Origin of the sequence: Planktotalea arctica, assembly GCF_002105285.1 — a bacterium.
Taxonomy (GTDB): domain Bacteria; phylum Pseudomonadota; class Alphaproteobacteria; order Rhodobacterales; family Rhodobacteraceae; genus Planktotalea; species Planktotalea arctica.
Genome location: NZ_MUHR01000001.1, coordinates 479,971 through 498,523 on the forward strand (window position 1 = coordinate 479,971; position 18,553 = coordinate 498,523).

Annotated in this window: 20 protein-coding genes; 15 read left to right on the top strand and 5 right to left on the bottom strand. The window is 57.9% G+C overall.

Features of this window, described 5'->3' with window-relative positions; translation table 11 throughout:
• Positions 1 to 65 precede the first annotated feature (65 nt).
• The 6 genes from coaBC (at position 66) to B9P63_RS02455 (ending at position 6,603) form a co-directional block, all read left to right on the top strand.
• Positions 66 to 1,262: a bifunctional phosphopantothenoylcysteine decarboxylase/phosphopantothenate--cysteine ligase CoaBC gene (coaBC, locus tag B9P63_RS02430; RefSeq protein ID WP_085306933.1), complete on the top strand. Its 1,197-nt coding sequence runs from the start codon at positions 66 to 68 to the stop codon at positions 1,260 to 1,262.
• Between the two features lie 43 nt (positions 1,263 to 1,305).
• Positions 1,306 to 1,758, top strand: a complete 453-nt coding sequence (dut, locus tag B9P63_RS02435; protein ID WP_085306934.1) for a dUTP diphosphatase — start codon at positions 1,306 to 1,308, stop codon at positions 1,756 to 1,758.
• Complete coding sequence (locus tag B9P63_RS02440) at positions 1,758 to 2,795, top strand: HesA/MoeB/ThiF family protein (protein ID WP_085306935.1); 1,038 nt, start codon at positions 1,758 to 1,760, stop codon at positions 2,793 to 2,795. Before dut ends, B9P63_RS02440 begins: the two co-directional genes overlap by 1 nt.
• Positions 2,796 to 2,886: 91 nt before the next feature.
• Positions 2,887 to 3,681: a transporter substrate-binding domain-containing protein gene (locus B9P63_RS02445; RefSeq protein WP_085306936.1), complete on the top strand. Its 795-nt coding sequence runs from the start codon at positions 2,887 to 2,889 to the stop codon at positions 3,679 to 3,681.
• A 60-nt stretch (positions 3,682 to 3,741) separates the two neighbouring features.
• Positions 3,742 to 4,536 (top strand): amino acid ABC transporter permease, encoded by a 795-nt coding sequence (locus B9P63_RS02450; RefSeq protein ID WP_085306937.1) that lies wholly within the window; start codon positions 3,742 to 3,744, stop codon positions 4,534 to 4,536.
• 45 nt (positions 4,537 to 4,581) lie between these two features.
• Positions 4,582 to 6,603, top strand: a complete 2,022-nt coding sequence (locus B9P63_RS02455; RefSeq protein ID WP_085306938.1) for a M3 family metallopeptidase — start codon at positions 4,582 to 4,584, stop codon at positions 6,601 to 6,603.
• Between the two features lie 85 nt (positions 6,604 to 6,688).
• Here the strand turns inward: B9P63_RS02455 and B9P63_RS02460 are convergent, their stop codons facing one another.
• Positions 6,689 to 7,576, bottom strand: a complete 888-nt coding sequence (locus B9P63_RS02460; RefSeq protein WP_176219081.1) for a TraB/GumN family protein — start codon at positions 7,574 to 7,576, stop codon at positions 6,689 to 6,691.
• Between the two features lie 338 nt (positions 7,577 to 7,914).
• Here B9P63_RS02460 and B9P63_RS02465 point away from each other — a divergent pair, with 338 nt between their 5' ends.
• Positions 7,915 to 8,202: a co-chaperone GroES gene (locus tag B9P63_RS02465; protein WP_085306940.1), complete on the top strand. Its 288-nt coding sequence runs from the start codon at positions 7,915 to 7,917 to the stop codon at positions 8,200 to 8,202.
• 51 nt (positions 8,203 to 8,253) lie between these two features.
• Positions 8,254 to 9,903 (top strand): chaperonin GroEL, encoded by a 1,650-nt coding sequence (gene groL / locus B9P63_RS02470; RefSeq protein WP_085306941.1) that lies wholly within the window; start codon positions 8,254 to 8,256, stop codon positions 9,901 to 9,903.
• 94 nt (positions 9,904 to 9,997) lie between these two features.
• On the opposite strand, the gene B9P63_RS02475 is transcribed toward groL, so the two are convergent.
• The 3 genes from B9P63_RS02475 to B9P63_RS02485 all read right to left on the bottom strand — a co-directional run bounded on the left by B9P63_RS02475 (position 9,998) and on the right by B9P63_RS02485 (position 11,895).
• Entirely contained in the window at positions 9,998 to 10,396 is a 399-nt protein-coding gene (locus B9P63_RS02475; RefSeq protein WP_085306942.1) for a YybH family protein, read from the bottom strand.
• Positions 10,397 to 10,468: 72 nt separating this feature from the next.
• Positions 10,469 to 11,164, bottom strand: a complete 696-nt coding sequence (locus B9P63_RS02480) for a helix-turn-helix transcriptional regulator (RefSeq protein ID WP_085306943.1) — start codon at positions 11,162 to 11,164, stop codon at positions 10,469 to 10,471.
• Between the two features lie 41 nt (positions 11,165 to 11,205).
• A complete protein-coding gene (locus tag B9P63_RS02485) occupies positions 11,206 to 11,895 on the bottom strand; it encodes a hypothetical protein (protein WP_139816186.1) in 690 nt (229 codons plus the stop codon).
• A 41-nt stretch (positions 11,896 to 11,936) separates the two neighbouring features.
• Between B9P63_RS02485 and B9P63_RS02490 the strand changes: the two genes are divergently transcribed.
• The 7 genes from B9P63_RS02490 (at position 11,937) to B9P63_RS02515 (ending at position 17,504) form a co-directional block, all read left to right on the top strand.
• Positions 11,937 to 12,149 carry a hypothetical protein gene (locus B9P63_RS02490; protein ID WP_085306945.1) on the top strand — a complete coding sequence of 71 codons (213 nt, stop codon included), beginning with the start codon at positions 11,937 to 11,939 and terminating at the stop codon, positions 12,147 to 12,149.
• Positions 12,150 to 12,162: 13 nt separating this feature from the next.
• Positions 12,163 to 13,179: a fatty acid desaturase gene (locus B9P63_RS02495; protein ID WP_085306946.1), complete on the top strand. Its 1,017-nt coding sequence runs from the start codon at positions 12,163 to 12,165 to the stop codon at positions 13,177 to 13,179.
• Positions 13,180 to 13,313: 134 nt separating this feature from the next.
• Positions 13,314 to 13,436, top strand: coding sequence for a hypothetical protein (locus B9P63_RS19515; RefSeq protein WP_281252285.1), 123 nt, complete (start codon positions 13,314 to 13,316; stop codon positions 13,434 to 13,436).
• Positions 13,433 to 14,668, top strand: a complete 1,236-nt coding sequence (gene chrA, locus B9P63_RS02500) for a chromate efflux transporter (RefSeq protein ID WP_085306947.1) — start codon at positions 13,433 to 13,435, stop codon at positions 14,666 to 14,668. Before B9P63_RS19515 ends, chrA begins: the two co-directional genes overlap by 4 nt.
• On the top strand, positions 14,665 to 15,534 hold the full coding sequence (locus tag B9P63_RS02505) for a DMT family transporter (protein WP_085306948.1): 870 nt from the start codon (positions 14,665 to 14,667) through the stop codon (positions 15,532 to 15,534). Before chrA ends, B9P63_RS02505 begins: the two co-directional genes overlap by 4 nt.
• A gap of 79 nt (positions 15,535 to 15,613) precedes the next feature.
• Positions 15,614 to 16,360, top strand: a complete 747-nt coding sequence (locus B9P63_RS02510; protein WP_085306949.1) for an esterase/lipase family protein — start codon at positions 15,614 to 15,616, stop codon at positions 16,358 to 16,360.
• Complete coding sequence (locus B9P63_RS02515) at positions 16,341 to 17,504, top strand: alpha-D-ribose 1-methylphosphonate 5-triphosphate diphosphatase (protein ID WP_085306950.1); 1,164 nt, start codon at positions 16,341 to 16,343, stop codon at positions 17,502 to 17,504. The genes B9P63_RS02510 and B9P63_RS02515 overlap by 20 nt, the downstream gene beginning before the upstream one ends.
• Here the strand turns inward: B9P63_RS02515 and B9P63_RS02520 are convergent.
• Positions 17,501 to 18,436 carry an L-threonylcarbamoyladenylate synthase gene (locus tag B9P63_RS02520; RefSeq protein WP_245830526.1) on the bottom strand — a complete coding sequence of 312 codons (936 nt, stop codon included), beginning with the start codon at positions 18,434 to 18,436 and terminating at the stop codon, positions 17,501 to 17,503. The two genes, B9P63_RS02515 and B9P63_RS02520, sit on opposite strands and share 4 nt — an antisense overlap.
• Between the last annotated feature and the right edge of the window lie 117 nt (positions 18,437 to 18,553).

The following is an 18,553-nucleotide window of genomic DNA, read 5'->3' on the forward strand; positions in this document are numbered from 1 at the left end:
CAAGAGCTTGTGCCTTGAGCGCGCCCCGCATAGCTTGTGGTGAAACAGCTTTGGGGCGCTTTCGCATGCTACAGTCCAAACATATCCTTTTGATTATCGGCGGCGGGATCGCTGCCTACAAGTCACTCGACCTTATCCGCCGTTTGCGTGAGCGGGGGGCGTCTGTAACGCCAGTCTTGACACGTGCAGGGGGTGAATTTGTGACGCCCTTGTCTGTGTCTGCGCTGGCCGGCGCCGAAGTGCACCGCGACTTGTTCGATCTGACCAAAGAGGCGGAGATGGGGCACATTCAATTGTCGCGCTCTGCAGATTTGCTGGTGGTGGCCCCGGGCACGGCTGATTTGATGGCTAAGATGGCGCAGGGGCGGGCGGATGATCTAGCGTCAACGCTGCTTCTTGCTACAGATACTCCGATGCTCCTCGCGCCCTCGATGAACGTGCGCATGTGGGATCATCCGGCGACGCAGCGCAATGTCGCGACCTTGAAAGGGGACGGTGTTTCATTTGTCGGCCCCAATGAGGGCGACATGGCCTGCGGTGAATTCGGGCCGGGGCGCATGGCAGAGCCGATGGAAATTGTCGCAGCGATTGAGGCGGCTTTTGCGCAAGGGCCGTTGAAGGGCAAGCGTGTGCTTGTGACCTCAGGGCCAACGCATGAGCCGATTGATCCGGTGCGTTACATCGCGAACCGATCCTCTGGCGCGCAGGGTACGGCGATTGGCGCGGCTTTGGCGCGGCTCGGGGCCGAGGTTATTTTTGTGACAGGGCCTGCGGATGTTGCACCGCCAAGCGGTGTTGAGGTGGTGCAAGTGCAAAGTGCGGCTGAAATGCTGTCTGCTGTCGAGGCAGCTTTGCCCGTGGACGCAGGTGTGTTTGCAGCGGCGGTAGCGGATTGGCGGGTGGCCTCTTCGAGTGCCTCAAAAATTAAGAAAAAGGACGGCAAACTGCCGGTTCTGGAGTTTGCAGAGAACCCCGATATTTTGGCGAAGGTGAGCCAGATGGAGGTCGGTCGGCCAAAGCTGATTGTTGGATTTGCTGCAGAAACGGACGATGTGCTGGCCAATGCGGCGGCCAAGCGCAAGCGCAAGGGCTGTGATTGGATCGTGGCCAATGATGTCTCGCCCGAGACAGGGATCATGGGTGGCCCTGAGAATCATGTGGTGCTGATTACCGAGGGTGGTTCCGAGGATTGGCCGCGTATGGGTAAGGATGCGGTGGCCGAGAGGTTGGCGCTTAAAATTGCCGATGCTTTGAATGGTTGAGAGCCTTGGATTTGAGTTTATTTGGCAATGAAGTGGATGGGCTGTGCGCATAGAAGTCATTTGGGAGATCGGTGCGGATCAAAGTCTGGGACTGCCGTTTTATGCGAGCGCTGGTGCTGCTGGCGCAGATTTGCGTGCGAATTTCGCGGATCAAGGCGAGGTGGTATTGCAAGCAGGCGGGCGCGTTTTGGTGCCAACGGGTTTGAGGATTGCCATTCCAGAGGGTTTCGAGGTGCAGCTGCGTCCGCGCTCTGGTCTGGCGTTGAAGCATGGGATTACCTTGGCCAATAGTCCGGGTACAATTGACAGTGATTATCGCGGCCCGCTTGGGGTGATTGTGATGAACGCGGGGACGGGGGCGTTTGTGATTTCGCACGGTATGCGCATTGCGCAAATGGTGGTGGCCCCTGTTGTGCGGGGGCGTTTTGATCTGGTGCAAGCCTTGAGCGAGACTGCGCGCGGTGTGGGTGGTTTCGGTTCGACGGGGCGCGGCTGATGTTTTTGGTCTTAACCGTAGCAGCGGGTATTTACGCGCTGGGCGCATTGATGGGCGCACCAAAGGCGCAGCGCTGGGTGTTGATAGGCGTGTTGATCGTGGCGGTCATCGGCGTGCTGTTCGTTTTTCCCGAAGAGCACGCGCTTAGGGCGGCATTTGGCGGCACGCCTGCGCCCTATCTTTTGTTGCTCGGATTTGCGGGTTTGGTGGCCCTCTATCGGTTTGCGCTGAGTGCCTTGCGCAGTAAAGCCGTTGGTGAAGAGGCTGCGCGGGAGGTTCCGAAGACAGGCAGTTTCGGGCCAGAGGAATTAGAGCGCTATGCGCGTCACATCGTGTTGCGCGAAATCGGCGGTCCGGGTCAGAAGAAGTTGAAGAACGCCAAGGTTCTGGTGATTGGTGCGGGTGGGCTTGGCGCGCCTGCGCTTCAATATCTTGCAGCGGCGGGGGTAGGCATGATCGGGGTGATTGACGATGATGTCGTCGAGAACGCCAACTTGCAAAGGCAGGTCATCCACCGCGATCAGGACATTGGGACACCCAAAGTTTTCTCGGCGCAAAACGCGATGCTGGCGCAGAACCCCTATGTCATGGTGCGTCCTTATCATCGCCGATTGGGCGAGGATATCGCGCGTGAATTGTTCAGCGAATATGATTTGGTCCTCGACGGCACCGACAATTTCGAAACACGCTACCTTGCGAACCGCACAGCCGCCGCACTTGGCAAGCCGTTGATTTCAGGGGCGCTGAGCCAATGGGAGGGGCAGCTTAGCGTGTTCGATCCGGCCAATGGAACACCCTGTTATCAATGTATTTTCCCTGAGGCCCCCGCTGACGGGCTTGCGCCGCCTTGCTCGGAGGCGGGTGTCGTGGGGCCCCTGCCCGGTGTGATCGGCGCAATGATGGCGCAAGAGGCGATCAAGCTGATCACGGGGGCGGGCAGTGTGCTGCGCAGTGAAATGCTGATCTATGACGGGCTTTATGGTGAGACCCGAAAAATGACGCTGAAGCCACGCGAAAATTGTCCGGTCTGTGGTTAACTCTCTGCGCTCGCGCAATGTCAAAATAGATAATCTTGCGATTTCAAAACTCTGCGCCATAGTGATCGCAATCAACATAGGGAGAGACCTGATGAAATTGACAACAACCCTCGCCGCCCTTGGTTTTGCTGCGTTGGCGAGCGTCGCAACTGCGGGCGGGCACTTGCCCGACCTTGACGGGCGCGAAGTCGTCGTGGTGACGGAAAACGCCTATCCGCCGCTGCAGTTCATTGAGCCGGGCACAGGTAACGCGATTGGCTGGGAATATGACGCGGTGGCAGAGATCGCCAAACGCATCAACATCACCGTCGCTTATGAGAATATCTCGTGGGATGCGATGATCGCAGCAGTCAGCCAGGGCCAGTTCGACATGGGCATGACTGGGATTACGATCCGCGAGGACCGTAAGGAAAAGGTGGATTTTTCGGATAAATACATGACCTCTGAAATGGTCATGCTGGTGCGCGGCGACGAGGAGCGTTTTGACGATGCCAAGAGCTTTGCCGCCAATGCCGATCTGATGATGGCGGCGCAGCCCGGCACGACGCCTTTCTACGTCGGCGTTTATGACGTGCTCGATGGTGATGAAGCCAATCCGCGCATTCAACTGATGGAGACCTTTGGCGCGACGGTACAAGCCCTGCGCACGGGCGACGTCGATCTGGTGTTGACCGATGGTACGGCTGGTAACGGCTATGTCGAGGCGTCGGATGGCGGTCTCAAGATCATCGGTGAAAAGCTGGGCACGGAAGACTTCGGGTTCATCTTTCCCAAAGGTAGTGATCTGGTCGAGGCGATGAACGCGGCAATCGCGGATATGACCGCAGATGGCACGATCGAGGCGCTGAACAAAAAATGGTTCCTTGATTATAAATTGGGTGGTTGATCAACCACTTACAAAGGCGCCCTTGATCTGGGCGCCTTTTTTACGGATTGCGCGGCGCTGATGATACCCTCCCCACAACAAGACAAGGATTTCCCGTGGTGGCTGGTTGTGGCTGGCGCGATCGGGGCGTTTTTCCTCTACCGCATTGTCACGGATGATCTGCATGCACAAATCCTTGGAACGCTGAGCAAAGGGGTCAGGGTCACGATCTTCGTGACGCTGGTCGGCTTTGCCCTGGCCTCAGTGCTAGGGCTATTGCTCGCCCTCGGTGCCATGTCGAAATTTCTGGTGGTGCGGCAAATCACGCGGTTCTACGTAGAAATTGTGCGTGGCATTCCGATGATGGTTTTGCTGCTTTACGTGGCCTTCGTTCTGGCCCCTGCGCTGGTGGCTTTTCGCAATTATCTTGGGGATTTCATTGGCCTCGATGCGATCCGCATGCGTGATTTTCCGCTGCTGTGGCGGGCGATAATTGCGCTGATGATCGGCTACTCCGCCTTTATTGCAGAGGTGTTTCGCGCAGGTCTGCAAGCGGTGGATCCCGGCCAGATCGAGGCGGCCAATGCGCTGGGCCTCAGCCGCTGGCAGCGGTTTCGCCTTGTGGTGTTGCCCCAAGCAATCCGCATGATTCTGCCGCCACTGGGCAATGATTTCATCGCAATGATTAAGGATAGCTCGCTCGTGTCGGTGCTTGGCGTGCTAGATGTAACACAGCTTGGCAAAGTCACCGCTGCAGGCAATTTTCGCTATTTCGAAACCTATAATGTGGTTGCGCTGGTCTATTTGTTCATGACCATCGGTCTGTCGCTGCTGCTGCGCCGTCTTGAGGCGCATTTGCGCTCCAAGCAGGGCTAGAAACTCGCCTGCACGCAGCTTAAGTCTAGCGCAAAGGAGAGCTAAATGACCAATCCCCTGCTCCAAGACTGGACGACCCCGTTTCAAATCGCGCCTTTCGCCGAGATAGAGGACGAGCATTTCGCCCCTGCGCTTGACGCGGCACTCAGCGCGCATCTGGCCGAGATCGAGGTGATTGCATCACGCGTGGATGCGCCGACGTTCGATAATACCATCGAGGCGCTTGAGGGCGCGGGTGCGGCGCTCGACAAGGTGCTCTCTGTCTTCTTTTCGCTCGCAGGCGCGGATAGCACGCCCAAGCGTCAGGAATTGCAGCGTGATTTCTCGCCGCTGCTTTCTGCGCATAGCTCGGCGATCTACGCCAATATCGCGCTGTTCCAGCGGATCGAAACGCTCTGGGATGCGCGCGACACGCTCGATCTGAACGACGAACAGGCGCGCGTTTTGATGCTCACGCGGCGCAGCTTCATTCGTGCTGGCTCTGCTTTGACGGGGGCTGAGGCGGATGAAATGAAAGAGGTTAAATCGCGTCTCGCTGTTCTGGGAACGCAGTTCGTCCAGAACTTGCTCAAGGATGAATCCGTATGGTTCATGCCATTGTCGGACGAAGCTTTGACAGAATTGCCCGACTTCGTGCAAGACGCCGCGCGCGCCGCTGGTGAGGAAAAGAACGCAGGCGGCGCGGTGGTCACGCTCTCGCGCTCGTTGATCGTGCCGTTCTTGCAGTTCAGCCCACGGCGCGATTTGCGCGAAAAGGCTTATAATGCTTGGGCCGCGCGCGGGGCCAATGGCGGGGAAACCGACAATCGGGGGATTGCAGGCGAGACGCTGAAACTGCGCGAGACGCGCGCAAAGCTGCTCGGCTATCCCGATTTCGCCCATTACAAGCTCGAAACCGAAATGGCAGGCACGCCTGATGCGGCGCGTGATTTGCTTATGCAAGTCTGGCAACCCGCCAAGCAACACGCGCAAAAGGATGCCGCCATCTTGGAGGAAATGCTCCATGCCGATGGCATCAAGGGGCTGCTGGAGCCTTGGGATTGGCGTTATTATTCAGAGCAACGCCGCAAGGCAGAGCATGATCTGGACGAGGCAGAGTTAAAGCCGTACCTGCAACTCGACCGGATGATCGAGGCGAGCTTTTCCTGCGCCACGCGCCTGTTCGGCCTTGAATTTGCGCCGCTGGATTTACCACTTTACCATAACGATTGCCGCGCTTGGGAGGTCATGAGAGACGGTACGCATGTTGCGGTCTTCATTGGCGATTACTTTGCGCGTGGCTCCAAACGCTCTGGCGCGTGGTGCTCTGCGATGCGCGGGCAGGCGAAGAAACCCGCCAAACAAACCCCGATCGTCATAAATGTGTGCAACTTCGCCAAACCCTCCAGCGGAAAACCCGCGCTGCTCAGCTATGACGACGCACGCACGCTGTTCCACGAATTTGGGCATGCGCTGCACCAGATGCTCTCTGATGTGGACTACGAGAGCGTGTCGGGCACCTGCGTCGCGCGCGATTTCGTCGAATTGCCCAGTCAACTCTACGAGCACTGGTTAGAAGTCCCCGAGGTGCTCGCTGAATTTGCCACGCACGCACAAACGGGCGAGCCGATGCCGCAGGCGCTGCTCGACAAAGTGCTCGGTGCGGCGACCTATGATATGGGCTTTTCTACCGTTGAATACGTCGCTTCTGCGCTGGTCGATCTGGCCTTCCACGAGGGCAATGCGCCTGACGATCCGATGCAGAAACAGGCGGAAGTCCTTGCCAAAATCGGGATGCCCCGCGCCATCGGCATGCGCCACGCGACGCCGCAATTTGCGCATGTCTTCGCGGGGGACGGTTATTCCAGCGGGTACTACAGCTATATGTGGTCCGAAGTGATGGACGCGGACGCCTTCGAGGCGTTCGAGGAGGCGGGCGATCCGTTTGACAGCGCCACCGCCAAGCGCCTTGCGGATACCGTCTTAAGTTCTGGTGGCTCTAAGGATGCGACAGAGCTTTATCTGGCCTTTCGCGGACGCATGCCCGGGGTTGAGGCATTGCTCAAAGGGCGCGGCCTAGCCGCCTGACCAACGCGCGTTAACCCTAACAGCGATTAAGGTTAACGCGCCACGCTCCGCTTCATCTTGCCCTTTAAACTCAAATCCCGCAGCCTCAAAACGGCAAACGCTCCAAGGTAAATCCCTCCGCCTCAAGTAGTGCCAAAACACCCGCTTCACCAGCGAGATGTCCTGCGCCTGCTGCGATTGTGATCTGCCGGTGCCCCTCAAGCGCGTCCAAAATCACAGGTATCCACGCCACATTGCGCGCGATCAGCAGGTCTTCCTCCATTTGCGCAAACAACTCCCGCAGCCGCTCTGCCGGCTTGCTCTTAATCTGCATCACCGCATGGCGCGACATTTCCCAAGCCTGTGCATGGCTTTCATCGTAATAAGCCGCGATCACCGTTTGCATCATATCGAGGCTCTGATCCTGAGTTTCCAAGCCTAGAAGCATCACGTCGATCTGATCTTCGATTGGCTCGTCCCCGAAAAGGGTAAACAAGGTGTCATGCGGCTCGAGTCCGCGCACAGGCACACCCGCGCCGAGGGCGATATCACGAAGCCGATTGTCGAGACCCAAAGCACCATCGCCCATCAATTGCTCCGCAAGGCACGGCGGCATGCCAAGCATTACCGACAGATACCAAGGTTGGAACCGCGAAGCGATCATGGGCGGTACGCCGCGTGCTTTCATAGCGGCGGCAAGATCTTGCCAATCCGCTTCGGAAAGCAGCGCGGGCAAGGTTTGTTCTTGCAGGAACAACAGCTCTGGACGACCTACCATATCCGACTTCAGGGCTTCTTCTTCCTCTGGCCCCATTTCTAGTAACAATAGATCGGAGGCCTCGATGACGCCGCGCAACCGCTCTGTGATCGGATCAAGCCGCGCATCGTTCAGATGGATGGTTCCAATCAGGTGAATAACCTGCCCGCCGCGCACAGCGCGCCAGTGATTGCCGCTAGCATAGGGCGTCGCGGCGATCTTTGCATCGATGGCCATGCGCTCCTGTGGGTTCAATCCTGCGCGCAGGTCGGTGCCCTCGCAGCTAGCTGAAGCGGTGCTCGTCAGCGTGGCAAATGTAGCGAGAGTGATCGCCAATCTCGTGATTTTTCGCCAGATTTGCATAATGTTCCCTTCGCACTTTGTCTGCTTGCAGCTTGGCCTGAACGGGCGCGCACGAAAAGAAAAAAACTTTGAAAGAGGCCTGTTGACTCGGCTCGGTGAGCTACTTACCTAAGCTATGTTGTCACTCACTCCGTATGAGTGCTAACGCCCCACGAAAAACCTCAGGGTTTGGGGACGAAATTGTAACCATTTGAGCTTAAGGAGCTGCAAAGATGGCATTGAAACCACTTCACGATCGCGTGTTGGTTCGTCGTACAGAAGGCGAAGAGAAAACTGCTGGCGGATTGATCATTCCCGATAGCGCAAAAGAAAAGCCTGCTGAGGGCGTTATCGTCGCTTGCGGCGAAGGCGCGCGCAAGGACAGCGGCGAGCTGATCGAAATGGCAGTCAAAGACGGCGATCGTGTTCTGTTCGGCAAATGGTCCGGCACAGAAGTCACCGTCGACGGCGAAGAGCTGTTGATGATGAAAGAGAGCGACGTTCTGGGCATTCTGTCCTAAGCGCGCACGCCCTTTCATTCCTTCAAATTCAAATAAAGTGGAGCATTCATAATGGCTGCTAAAGAAGTAAAATTCGACACGGACGCACGGACAAAGATGCTGAAAGGCGTCAACATTCTTGCGGACGCTGTCAAAGTCACACTCGGCCCCAAAGGCCGTAACGTCCTTCTGGACAAGTCTTTCGGCGCGCCGCGCATCACGAAAGACGGCGTTTCTGTTGCCAAAGAGATCGAGCTTGAAGACAAGTTCGAGAACATGGGCGCACAGATGGTCAAAGAAGTCGCTTCGCGTACCAATGACGAAGCTGGCGACGGTACAACGACTGCAACAGTTCTGGCACAAGCGATCGTTCGCGAAGGCCTGAAGTCAGTAGCAGCTGGCATGAACCCGATGGACCTCAAGCGCGGTATCGACCTTGCAACAGCGAAAGTTGTTGAAGCGATCAAAGCGGCTGCACGTCCCGTCAACGATTCCGACGAAGTTGCTCAGGTTGGCACAATCTCTGCAAACGGCGAAGCGGAAATCGGTCGTCAGATCGCAGACGCGATGCAGAAAGTCGGTAACGAAGGCGTTATCACTGTTGAAGAGAACAAAGGCCTCGAGACAGAGACAGACGTTGTTGAAGGCATGCAGTTCGACCGTGGCTACCTGTCCCCTTACTTTGTCACAAATGCTGACAAAATGACGGCAGAGCTGGAAGATTGCATGATCTTGCTGCACGAGAAGAAGCTTTCTTCTTTGCAAGCAATGGTTCCACTGCTTGAGTCCGTGATCCAGTCGCAAAAGCCGCTTCTGATCATCGCAGAAGATGTCGAGGGCGAAGCCCTTGCAACGCTCGTGGTTAACAAACTGCGCGGCGGTCTGAAAATCGCAGCAGTCAAAGCACCTGGTTTCGGCGATCGCCGCAAAGCCATGTTGCAGGACATCGCGATCCTTACAGGCGGTCAGGTGATCTCCGAAGATCTCGGCATGAAGCTCGAGAACGTGACGATGGATATGCTTGGTACAGCCAAGAAGATCCAGATCACCAAAGACGAGACAACCATCGTTGACGGCGCTGGCTCTAAGGCCGAGATCGAAGCCCGCGTATCCCAGATCCGTGGCCAGATCGAAGAGACGTCTTCTGATTACGACAAAGAGAAGCTGCAAGAGCGCGTTGCGAAACTCGCAGGCGGCGTTGCGGTTATCCGCGTTGGCGGCATGTCCGAGACAGAAGTCAAAGAGCGTAAAGACCGTGTTGACGATGCACTGAACGCGACCCGCGCTGCGGTTCAAGAAGGTGTTGTCGTTGGCGGTGGTGTTGCTCTGGTTCAGGCTGGTAAGCACCTTGAGGGTCTCAAGGGCGCGAACAGCGACCAAGACGTGGGCATTTCCATCATTCGCAAAGCAATCGAAGCGCCTCTGCGCCAGATCGCCGAGAATGCTGGTGTTGACGGTGCGGTTGTTGCGGGCAAGATCCGTGAAAGCTCTGATCTCACGTTCGGCTTCAACGCGCAGACCGAAGAGTATGGCGACATGTTCAAGTTCGGCGTGATTGACCCTGCCAAAGTTGTGCGTACAGCGCTTCAGGACGCGGCATCCGTTGCATCCTTGCTGATCACAACCGAAGCCATGGTTGCCGACAAGCCTGAGAAGGGCGGCGCCGGCGGCGGCGGCATGCCTGACATGGGCGGAATGGGCGGCATGGGCGGCATGATGTAAACACCCCGGCATTTGCCGGGATGTGATCATGTATCCATTCTACCAAGACCAAGATTGGGGTCGCTATCTAGCGGCCCCTTTTTGTTTGGTGAGTTCAGGCCAACCCGCTTGCCTTGCACAGATGATCGCCGAACGGATTGTCGATCACCATCAGCCACGTGCCATCCCCTTGCTTGCGCAGCACTACGGTTGAAAATCCACTCTGCTCGATCGGATGACCATCGGGGGTCTTGCCGCTCATCTTCCAAGTCGAGGAATGCAGCGCGATATCGCCTGCTTGAATGACCTCATGATCGATTACGCTGATTTGCGGGTTGATCGCCATAAACCCTGCAAAGGCTTCGCGCAGCGCTAGTGCACCTTGGGCGAGTTGCCCGGGCTGACCGACGAGAGCGCCGTTTTCCTCGAACGTGGCGAGGATTGCGTCCATGTCACCCTTGCCGACGGCGGCGTTGTTTGCGTTGATAACCGCGTTGATTAGCTCGTTTTCCATTGTCTGACATCCTATCTGTCCGGTTTTCTGAAACCTGAATAGCGAAGGGCAGTGTCAGAAAGTGGCAGTAGTCTACTTGTGTGGAAATTTGCGAGATTCCAAAGCGCGCCAATCCTTGATCAGATCATGGCGGCGACGCGGATAGCGGGTTGGCATTTCTGTGAGTGACACCATGCGATCCGTGCGAAAATGGCGAATGCTTTCGCGCAATTCGCACCATGCGGAAATCATCCGTGCACCGTCCAGATAACTGATGAAGAACGGCCAGATGACACGTTCGGATGCTTTGCCTGCGGCATCGGTGTAGGTTACGCTAATCTTGCGTTCATGATGAATCGCGCTGCGTATCGCAGCCATGTCGATGCTTTCATGCTCGCCATGATGACCGGGGGTGACGTCCAGATATTTGGCCTCCGTGCGATCGGAAAGCTCGACGGGCATCACAGCGGTGAGGCGCGCCATAGCCTTGCGCGCCGCTTCGGCCATGGGCCTGTCCGCCTTGTCTGCCACCCAGAGCGATCCTAGGACGAGCGCATCCACCTCTTCGACGGTGAACATAATGGGTGGCAACATAAAGCCCGAATTGAGCACATAACCGACACCCGGTTCACCCTCTATATCTGCGCCTAGCGCGCGCAAAGAGGCGATATCACGGTAGAGCGTGCGAATGGAAACGCCTAGGTTTTGCGCTAAATCTGTCCCCGAAACAGGGCGGCGATGGGTGCGAAATTCGTCCATCAAACTTAAAAGGCGTTCAGCGCGCGACATGGAATCTCTTGGGTTTTGAATCTCTTGAAAGGGAAGGCGGGTTAGTGCGCCAGATAGAAGGCAATCGGGATCGGCGCAATCGCGAGGGCCATAGCAAGGGCAAAGTGATGCCATTTGAACAGCCCCGAACACCCTGCCATGAGAGCGATGCCGCCGCCGCCGCCGATCAGCGAATTGCCGGGTGTGTTGACCAGTATCAGCACGGCAAGATAGCGGTAGCGCAGCAAAAGCGGCACGAAACGGCTGGGCGCGGCTTCGAGGAGGCTGTTCAACCGTTCCTGCGGCGTCAGTTCTGCGGCGCGCTCCAGCAAGGCTTGCGTTTTCCGTAGATTGAGCCAGCCAAATCCGCGGCTTAGCAGTGTGAGCGGCACCCATTGACCGACGCTAAAGGCCAGCATCAGCGCGAAAAGCATACAAAGATAGACCAGCGGCGCGTAGGCCCCGCCAAGCAGCATGAGCATGCCAAGCCCGATCTCCGCCCCCGGTACGAACGGTAGGGCGGAGGTGAGCGCGAAGATCAGCGCGGAGGCGATGACAATCACTTGCAAGCTGGGTGCGTGGATGGTGCCAAATTCAGCGCCCGCCAGATTGCGGATTACGCTTGCGATGTAGCCGCCCCCGATCAGCAATGCGACATAGAAAGCGGTGATCAACGCGATGCGGAACGCAAAATTCCAGCGTGGTTTCGGCGCTGTGGGTGCGCTTGGATCTGGCGGGCAGTGTAGTGGCAAGCAGACCTCCAAAGCGATCCTTTGCTCAGGGGTGCGCTAGTGTGAGTAAGGAGAATATATTGCGCGAAAGGGGTGCCGCCCGCAAGCAGATACGGGTGGTATCAAAAGTTTGCGTTCGCGGTTTGGATTTTTCGACGCTGTTAACAGCGTCGAAATACATCCGCTTTAAGCTGAAAACAGGTCAAGTTGCCGCGATCAAGCAATTGCCGACTTGCTTAGTTAACGCATTGCTGTATCGCAAGGCGGAGAAATAAAAACGAGCAGGCTATGACAACCGACCCAAGAACGCAAAATTTCAATGACGCGCGCGAGTGGGTCTCTGTGTTGGCCAAGTACCGCGAACCCGATACGCTGCGCAGCAGTTTCGAGCTTGGGGTCAGTGTCATCCCTTTCATCGCGCTGTGGGCTTTTGCCTGCTGGATGGCCTCTTTCAGTTATACCGCTGCTTTTGTAATTGCTGTTCTGAACGGCGGCTTTTTGCTGCGCATGTTCTGCATTCAACATGATTGTGGCCATGGTTCGTTTTACGACAACCGCACGCTTAGTGATTGGGTTGGCCGCACCATTGGGGTGTTTACCTTGACGCCCTATGATGTGTGGCGGCGCACACATTCGATCCATCATAGCCATGCGGGTGATCTTGATCATCGTGGGATTGGTGATGTAATGACCTTGACGGTCGAAGAATACAACGCGCGTACGCCGTTTGGGCGCTTCCTGTACCGGCTTTATCGCCACCCAGCGGTGTTGTTTGGCCTTGGACCTACATATTTGTTCATCTTTCAGAACCGCCTGCCACTTGGCTTGATGAAGCAGGGAAAGAAATACTGGATTTCTGCGATGGGTACCAATTTTGCTGCCGCCGTGATCGCGATCGCGATCGTGTATTTCATCGGCTGGCAAGCGTTGGTTTTGGTCACACTACCGACGATCCTGATCGCTGCATCAATCGGTGTATGGCTGTTTTACGTGCAGCACCAGTTTGAGGACACGCACTGGAAAACCCATGAGGACTGGCAGCTTCACGAGGCGGCGCTGCACGGCAGCTCACATTATGATCTGCCCCCGGTGCTACGTTGGTTCACGGCCAATATCGGCATTCACCACGTTCATCACCTGTATAGCCGCATTCCGTTCTATCGCCTTGGCGACGTGCTGCGCGATCATGAAGAACTGGTGGAGTGCGGCCGCATGACATTGATGCAAAGCTTCAAATGCGCGCGGCTCGATCTGTGGGACGGTGAGCGAAACAAACTGGTGTCTTTCAAAGAAGCGAAAACGTAAGCCGCCCCTGCGCGCAGTCCTGGAATGTCTCTGTCGCTGCCGTGCAACTTTTTCACTGCCAAGGGGTCAGGAAACGCTCCGCGAGGCCTCGGCCAAAGTTTTGTGTCCTTGTTCCCCCAGCGCAAGGATGCGGCATGACCGCTCCAAACACCATCGCCTTTGAGCAGCTTGACGCGCGTTATCGTTGGGCGTGCGAAGCGCATGACTATGATGCGCATCCCGGTGCAAAGGCAGGCACAAAGGTGGGTGCGGTTTGACACCTTTTCCGGAACTTCTGCGCAGCTTTGGCAAGATTGGTTGCCTGTCCTTCGGCGGCCCTGCTGCGCAGATTGCGCTCATGCACAAGGAGTTGGTGGAAGAGCGTAAGTGGTTGAACGAGAAGGAATTTTTGTCAGGTCTGTCGTTCTGCATGCTGCTACCCGGACCTGAAGCGATGCAGCTTGCGACCTATTCGGGCTGGCGTCTGCGCGGCACGCTTGGCGGGTTGATCGCGGGGCTGCTGTTCGTGCTGCCCGGTGCCGCGGTAATCCTTGCGCTGGCGATGATCTACGTCAGCTACGGCGACGTGCCGCTGGTGCAAACCCTGTTCCTTGGGGTCAAGGCGGCGGTTCTGGCGATCGTGCTCGAAGCATTGATCAAAGTGGCCAGGCGTGCGTTCAATGCACCGCTGCACTGGGGCTTGGCGCTGGCAAGTTTCATCGCCATCTTCGTGTTTGCGTTGCCCTTTCCTGCGGTTATCGGCGCGGCGGCGCTGATCGGATATATCACGACGCCCAAGGCTGCCTATGTGCCGGTGCCGCGCGTTCCGATCATACAAACCCTCACGACGATCGCGATCTGGGGTGCGCTGTGGTGGGCTCCGATCCTGTTTCTTGGCTTCGTCTTTGGCCAGGATTTCTTATTTCAGCTTGCCGTGTTCTTCTCCAAACTTGCCACCGTCACTTTTGGCGGAGCCTATGCTGTGCTGGCTTTTATGGGGCAGGAGGTGGTGCAAAGCCTAGGCTGGATCAGCGCGGGCGAGATGATCGACGGCTTGGGCCTCGCGGAAACGACGCCGGGTCCGTTGATCCTCGTCACTGAATTCGTCGGCTTTCTTGCGGGCTATAACGCTGGCGGTTTTGGCCTTGGCATTTTGGCGGCGCTGGTCACGCTTTGGGTGACGTTCGTGCCTTGTTTCTTGTGGATCTTCGCGGGCGCGCCGTATCTGGAGTGGGTTTCGGCGCAGCCACGCCTGAACGGCGCGTTGTCGGCGATCACGGCGGCTGTCGTAGGTGTGATCGCCAACCTCTCGATCTGGTTCGCGCTCAATGTTATGTTCGCCAGTGTCGAGCGCGGGATGTTGGGCTGGGCACCTGACTTGGCCACGCTGGACTGGCGCGCTTTGACGTTAAGCGTGATCGCAGCCTATCTGCTGTTACGCCTGCATTTGAGGCTGCTGACGGTCTTGGGCTTCTCGGCAATTCTGGCATTGGGGCTATCGCTGATATGAAACTATTCTGGCTGATCGCTGCTGTGATGACCGCCTTTGCGTCCAACTCTATCCTTAACCGGCTCGCGCTTGCGACGGATGGCTCGGGTGCGATGGAAATAGGCGATATGGAAACGGGGCCGGCCAGCTATGCGATGATACGGCTGATCGCAGGTGCGGTGACGCTTGCGCTTCTTGTCTTGATGCGAGGCGGTGCGCGACCCAAGTTCAGCACTCATGCGCTCTGGAGCGCGGGCATGCTGCTCTTGTATGCGCTGGGTTTCTCCTATGCCTACATCACTCTGCCCACAGGCCCCGGCGCGTTGATCCTGTTTGGTGCAGTGCAGGTTATGTCCTTTGCGATCACGCTGGCGCGGGGGCACTCGATCGGCGCGCTCAGTTGGATGGGGGCTGCGCTGGCCTTTGGTGGGCTGTGCTATCTGCTCTGGCCTGATGGCGCTGACCCGATCGACAAGATCGGCGCAGGGCTGATGTTGCTCGCTGCCGTTGGCTGGACGCTTTATACGCTTGCGGGCGCGCGCGGGGGCGATCCGCTCGGGGCGACGGCACTGGCGTTTATTTTGGCTGCGCCAGTTGCGGTGATCGCCTGGATATTGCTGCCCGATAGTACAAGCTTGCGCGGGGCGCTGCTGGCCATACTCTCGGGGGCAGTTACGTCGGGCATGGGCTATGCGCTTTGGTATCGCGTGCTCCCGCAGATCAGCTTGCCGAGCGCAGCGGTGGCGCAATTGACTGTGCCTGTGATCGCGGCGCTTGGTGGCGCGCTTTTTCTGGGCGAGGCGCTCACGTTGCGCTTTGCCGTTGCAACCTGCGCCGTGCTCTGCGGGGTTGGCCTGACGATCTACAGCCAGAGTATGCGAAAATAGCGCGCGCGTAGATCGGCGAGCCGCCGCGCATCGCGACAAAGCCCTTTTGTCCGCAGGGTAAAGGGCTTACTTGATTCACATGATACGCTTTGCTCTTGCTTTTGCCTTGATGCCTGTCAGCGCCGCCGCCGAGTGCGCCGTGCTGCTGCACGGGCTTGCGCGCACCGAAACGTCCTTCGCGCTGATGGAAGAAGTCCTGCGCGAACGGGGTTTTGATGTGGTGCGCCCGGGCTATCCCTCGACCAAGGCGACGGTGCAGACGCTGGTCGATATCACCCTGCCCGAAGCGGTCGCGAAATGCGGCGCGCAGAAGATTCATTTTGTCACGCATTCCATGGGCGGTATTCTGCTGCGTGAATGGCTGCGTGACCATCGCCCGCCTAATCTGGGCCGTGTCGTCATGCTCGCTCCGCCCAATCAAGGTAGCCAAATCGTTGATATTTTTGGTGACTTTGATGCCTTCGGGTGGCTCAACGGCCCTGCGGGCATGCAGCTTGGCACAGGTACGGATAGTCTGCCGCGCCGTTTGCCGCCAGCGGATTACGAGCTTGGGATCATCGCAGGGGACCAATCGCTCAGTCCGTTTTTCTCTGCTTTGATCGATGGGCCGGACGATGGCAAAGTGTCGGTGGCATCGACCAAATTGCAAGGTATGAAAGCGCATATAACGCTGCCTGTGACCCATACGTTCATGATGAATAATTTTCGTGTGATCGGCGAGACGGTGTTGTTTCTGGAAAACGGTGCCTTTGATCCCGATCTGGATTGGCGCGACGTTGTCGAGACAGTGATAGACGAGTTGACAAATGACAAACAGCGCCGTTGATCTGAGTTTTGAGGGTGGCGAGGTTTTGCTCGCCGATGGCTCTCTTGGTGATCGCCTGACACTCTCGCAGGGGCGCATCAGTGATGGGGGCGGCACTGGTGCACGGCGCGTAGATGCGCGTGGTTTTCGCTTTTTGCCGGGTATCGTGGATATCCATGGGGACGGGTTCGAGCGGCATCTGGCACCGCGCCGCGGCGCGATGACCGATATGCGCGCGGGCATTGCCTCGGCGGAGGCGGATCTGGCCAGCAACGGGATTACTACCGCCGTGATGGCGCAGTTCTACAGTTGGGAGGGTGGTTTGCGTGCGCCGGAATTTGCGCGCAAATTCCTTGATGCGCTTGACGTGACGCGCGCAGATCAGCTGATCGACATGCGTGCGCAATTACGCGTGGAAACCCATATGATTGACGATTACGCTGATATGCTGGCGCTAATCGAGGCGCATGGCATCGGTTATGTGGTGCTCAACGATCACATTCCGCATAAACGTCTGGACGAGGGGCGCAAGCCTGCACGCCTGACCGGCACGGCGTTAAAAAGTGGGCGCAGCCCAGAGGCGCATCTCGCATTGATGCAGGCGCTTCATGCGCGACGCGGCGACGTGCCCTGTGCGCTTGCGGAGTTTGCGCAGCGCTTGATCGAGGCGGGTTGCCTCATCGGCAGCCACGATGATCACAGCGCCGTGCAGCGCGCGCAGTTTCGCGCAATGGGCGCACAAATTTCCGAGTTCCCGGAAACGCGAGAGGCGGCAGAGGCTGCGCGCAGCGGCGGTGGGCATATCATTCTGGGTGCGCCCAATGTGATGCGCGGGGGCAGCCACGCGGGTAATGTTTCGGCGGTGGATCTGATCCGCGAGGGGCTTTGCGATGCGCTGGCCTCTGATTATCACTACCCCGCGCTGCGCCAATCTGTCGGCAAGCTGGTGGCTGCGGGCGCATGTGATTTCCCCCGCGCCTGGGCGCTTTTATCAAGCGGCCCTGCGGCGATACTAGGCCTGCACGATCGCGGCACACTGAGCGCAGGTTTGCGCGCGGATGTGCTGGTAGAGGACTGCTCTACGGGGCGCATTGCTGCGAGTTTTGCATCGGGGCGAGTCACTTATCTTCAGGGCGCGTTCGCTGCGCGAATGCTGAACGGTTAGCGCGGCGCGGCGGCGCGGCCGAGGCGATCGTTGATCGCGGCACCAAGTCCGGTCTGCGGGATCGGGGCAACTGCGATTTGCGCACCGTCCATTGCGTCGAGCAAATGAAGATGCCCGAAAAGATTGGCCGCCGCTTCGAGCAGATCGGCGCTTTCCGAGAGGTTCAGATCACATTCCATCTGTCCAAAGCCTAGGGTCAGTTCGCCCTCGCGCCAATCCTTTGCATCAAGGCGCATGCGCGCGTTTGGCGCATAGTGCGAGGCGAGTTGACCAGGTGCTGAAATCATACTGCTTTCTGGATGAGCGAGCGCAAAGCCCAGCTGCGCTTCGATCGCTTCGCGCGGCACGCCGCCTGCACGCAAAAGCGTCGGCACCGCACCTGTCAGGCCGATGATCGTCGATTCAAGTCCGACGCCGCAGGCCCCGCCATCGAGAATTGCGTCTATTCTGCCCTCCAGCCCCGCAAGCACATGCGCCGCCGTTGTCGGGCTGATGCGGCCTGATGGATTGGCGGAGGGTGCTGCAATAGGACCGTCGAAAGCGCGCAGCAAATCCTGCGCAAGATCGCCCGCAGGCACACGTATCGCGACACTTTGCAGGCCGGCCGTGACCAAATCGCTCAGGCCCGCATCTTTGCGCAGGGGCAGGACAAGGGATAAAGGACCGGGCCAGAACGCATCAGCAAGCGCTTGCGCTGCATCGCTCCATTTCCCGAGTGCGCGCGCGCGCTGGGCATCTGCCACATGCACGATCAGAGGGTTGAAGCTGGGCCTTCCCTTGGCGGCATAAATACGCGCCACCGCGCGCCCGTCGCGGGCATCCGCGCCAAGGCCATAGACCGTTTCTGTTGGAAAAGCGATCAGCCCTTGTGCGCGCAAAATGGCAGCAGCTCGCGCAATATCGGCGTGGGATGAAGTAAGCCGTTCCGTCACGTGATGTGATCCTTTGATTGACGCTGCGTTTTCGTTGCGGGGCCTGCACCGCGATTTGTAGAGTGGCCGGAGTTTTGCGCAGGCATACTTGCCTGTGCGTTCCATGCCAAGCGCCGC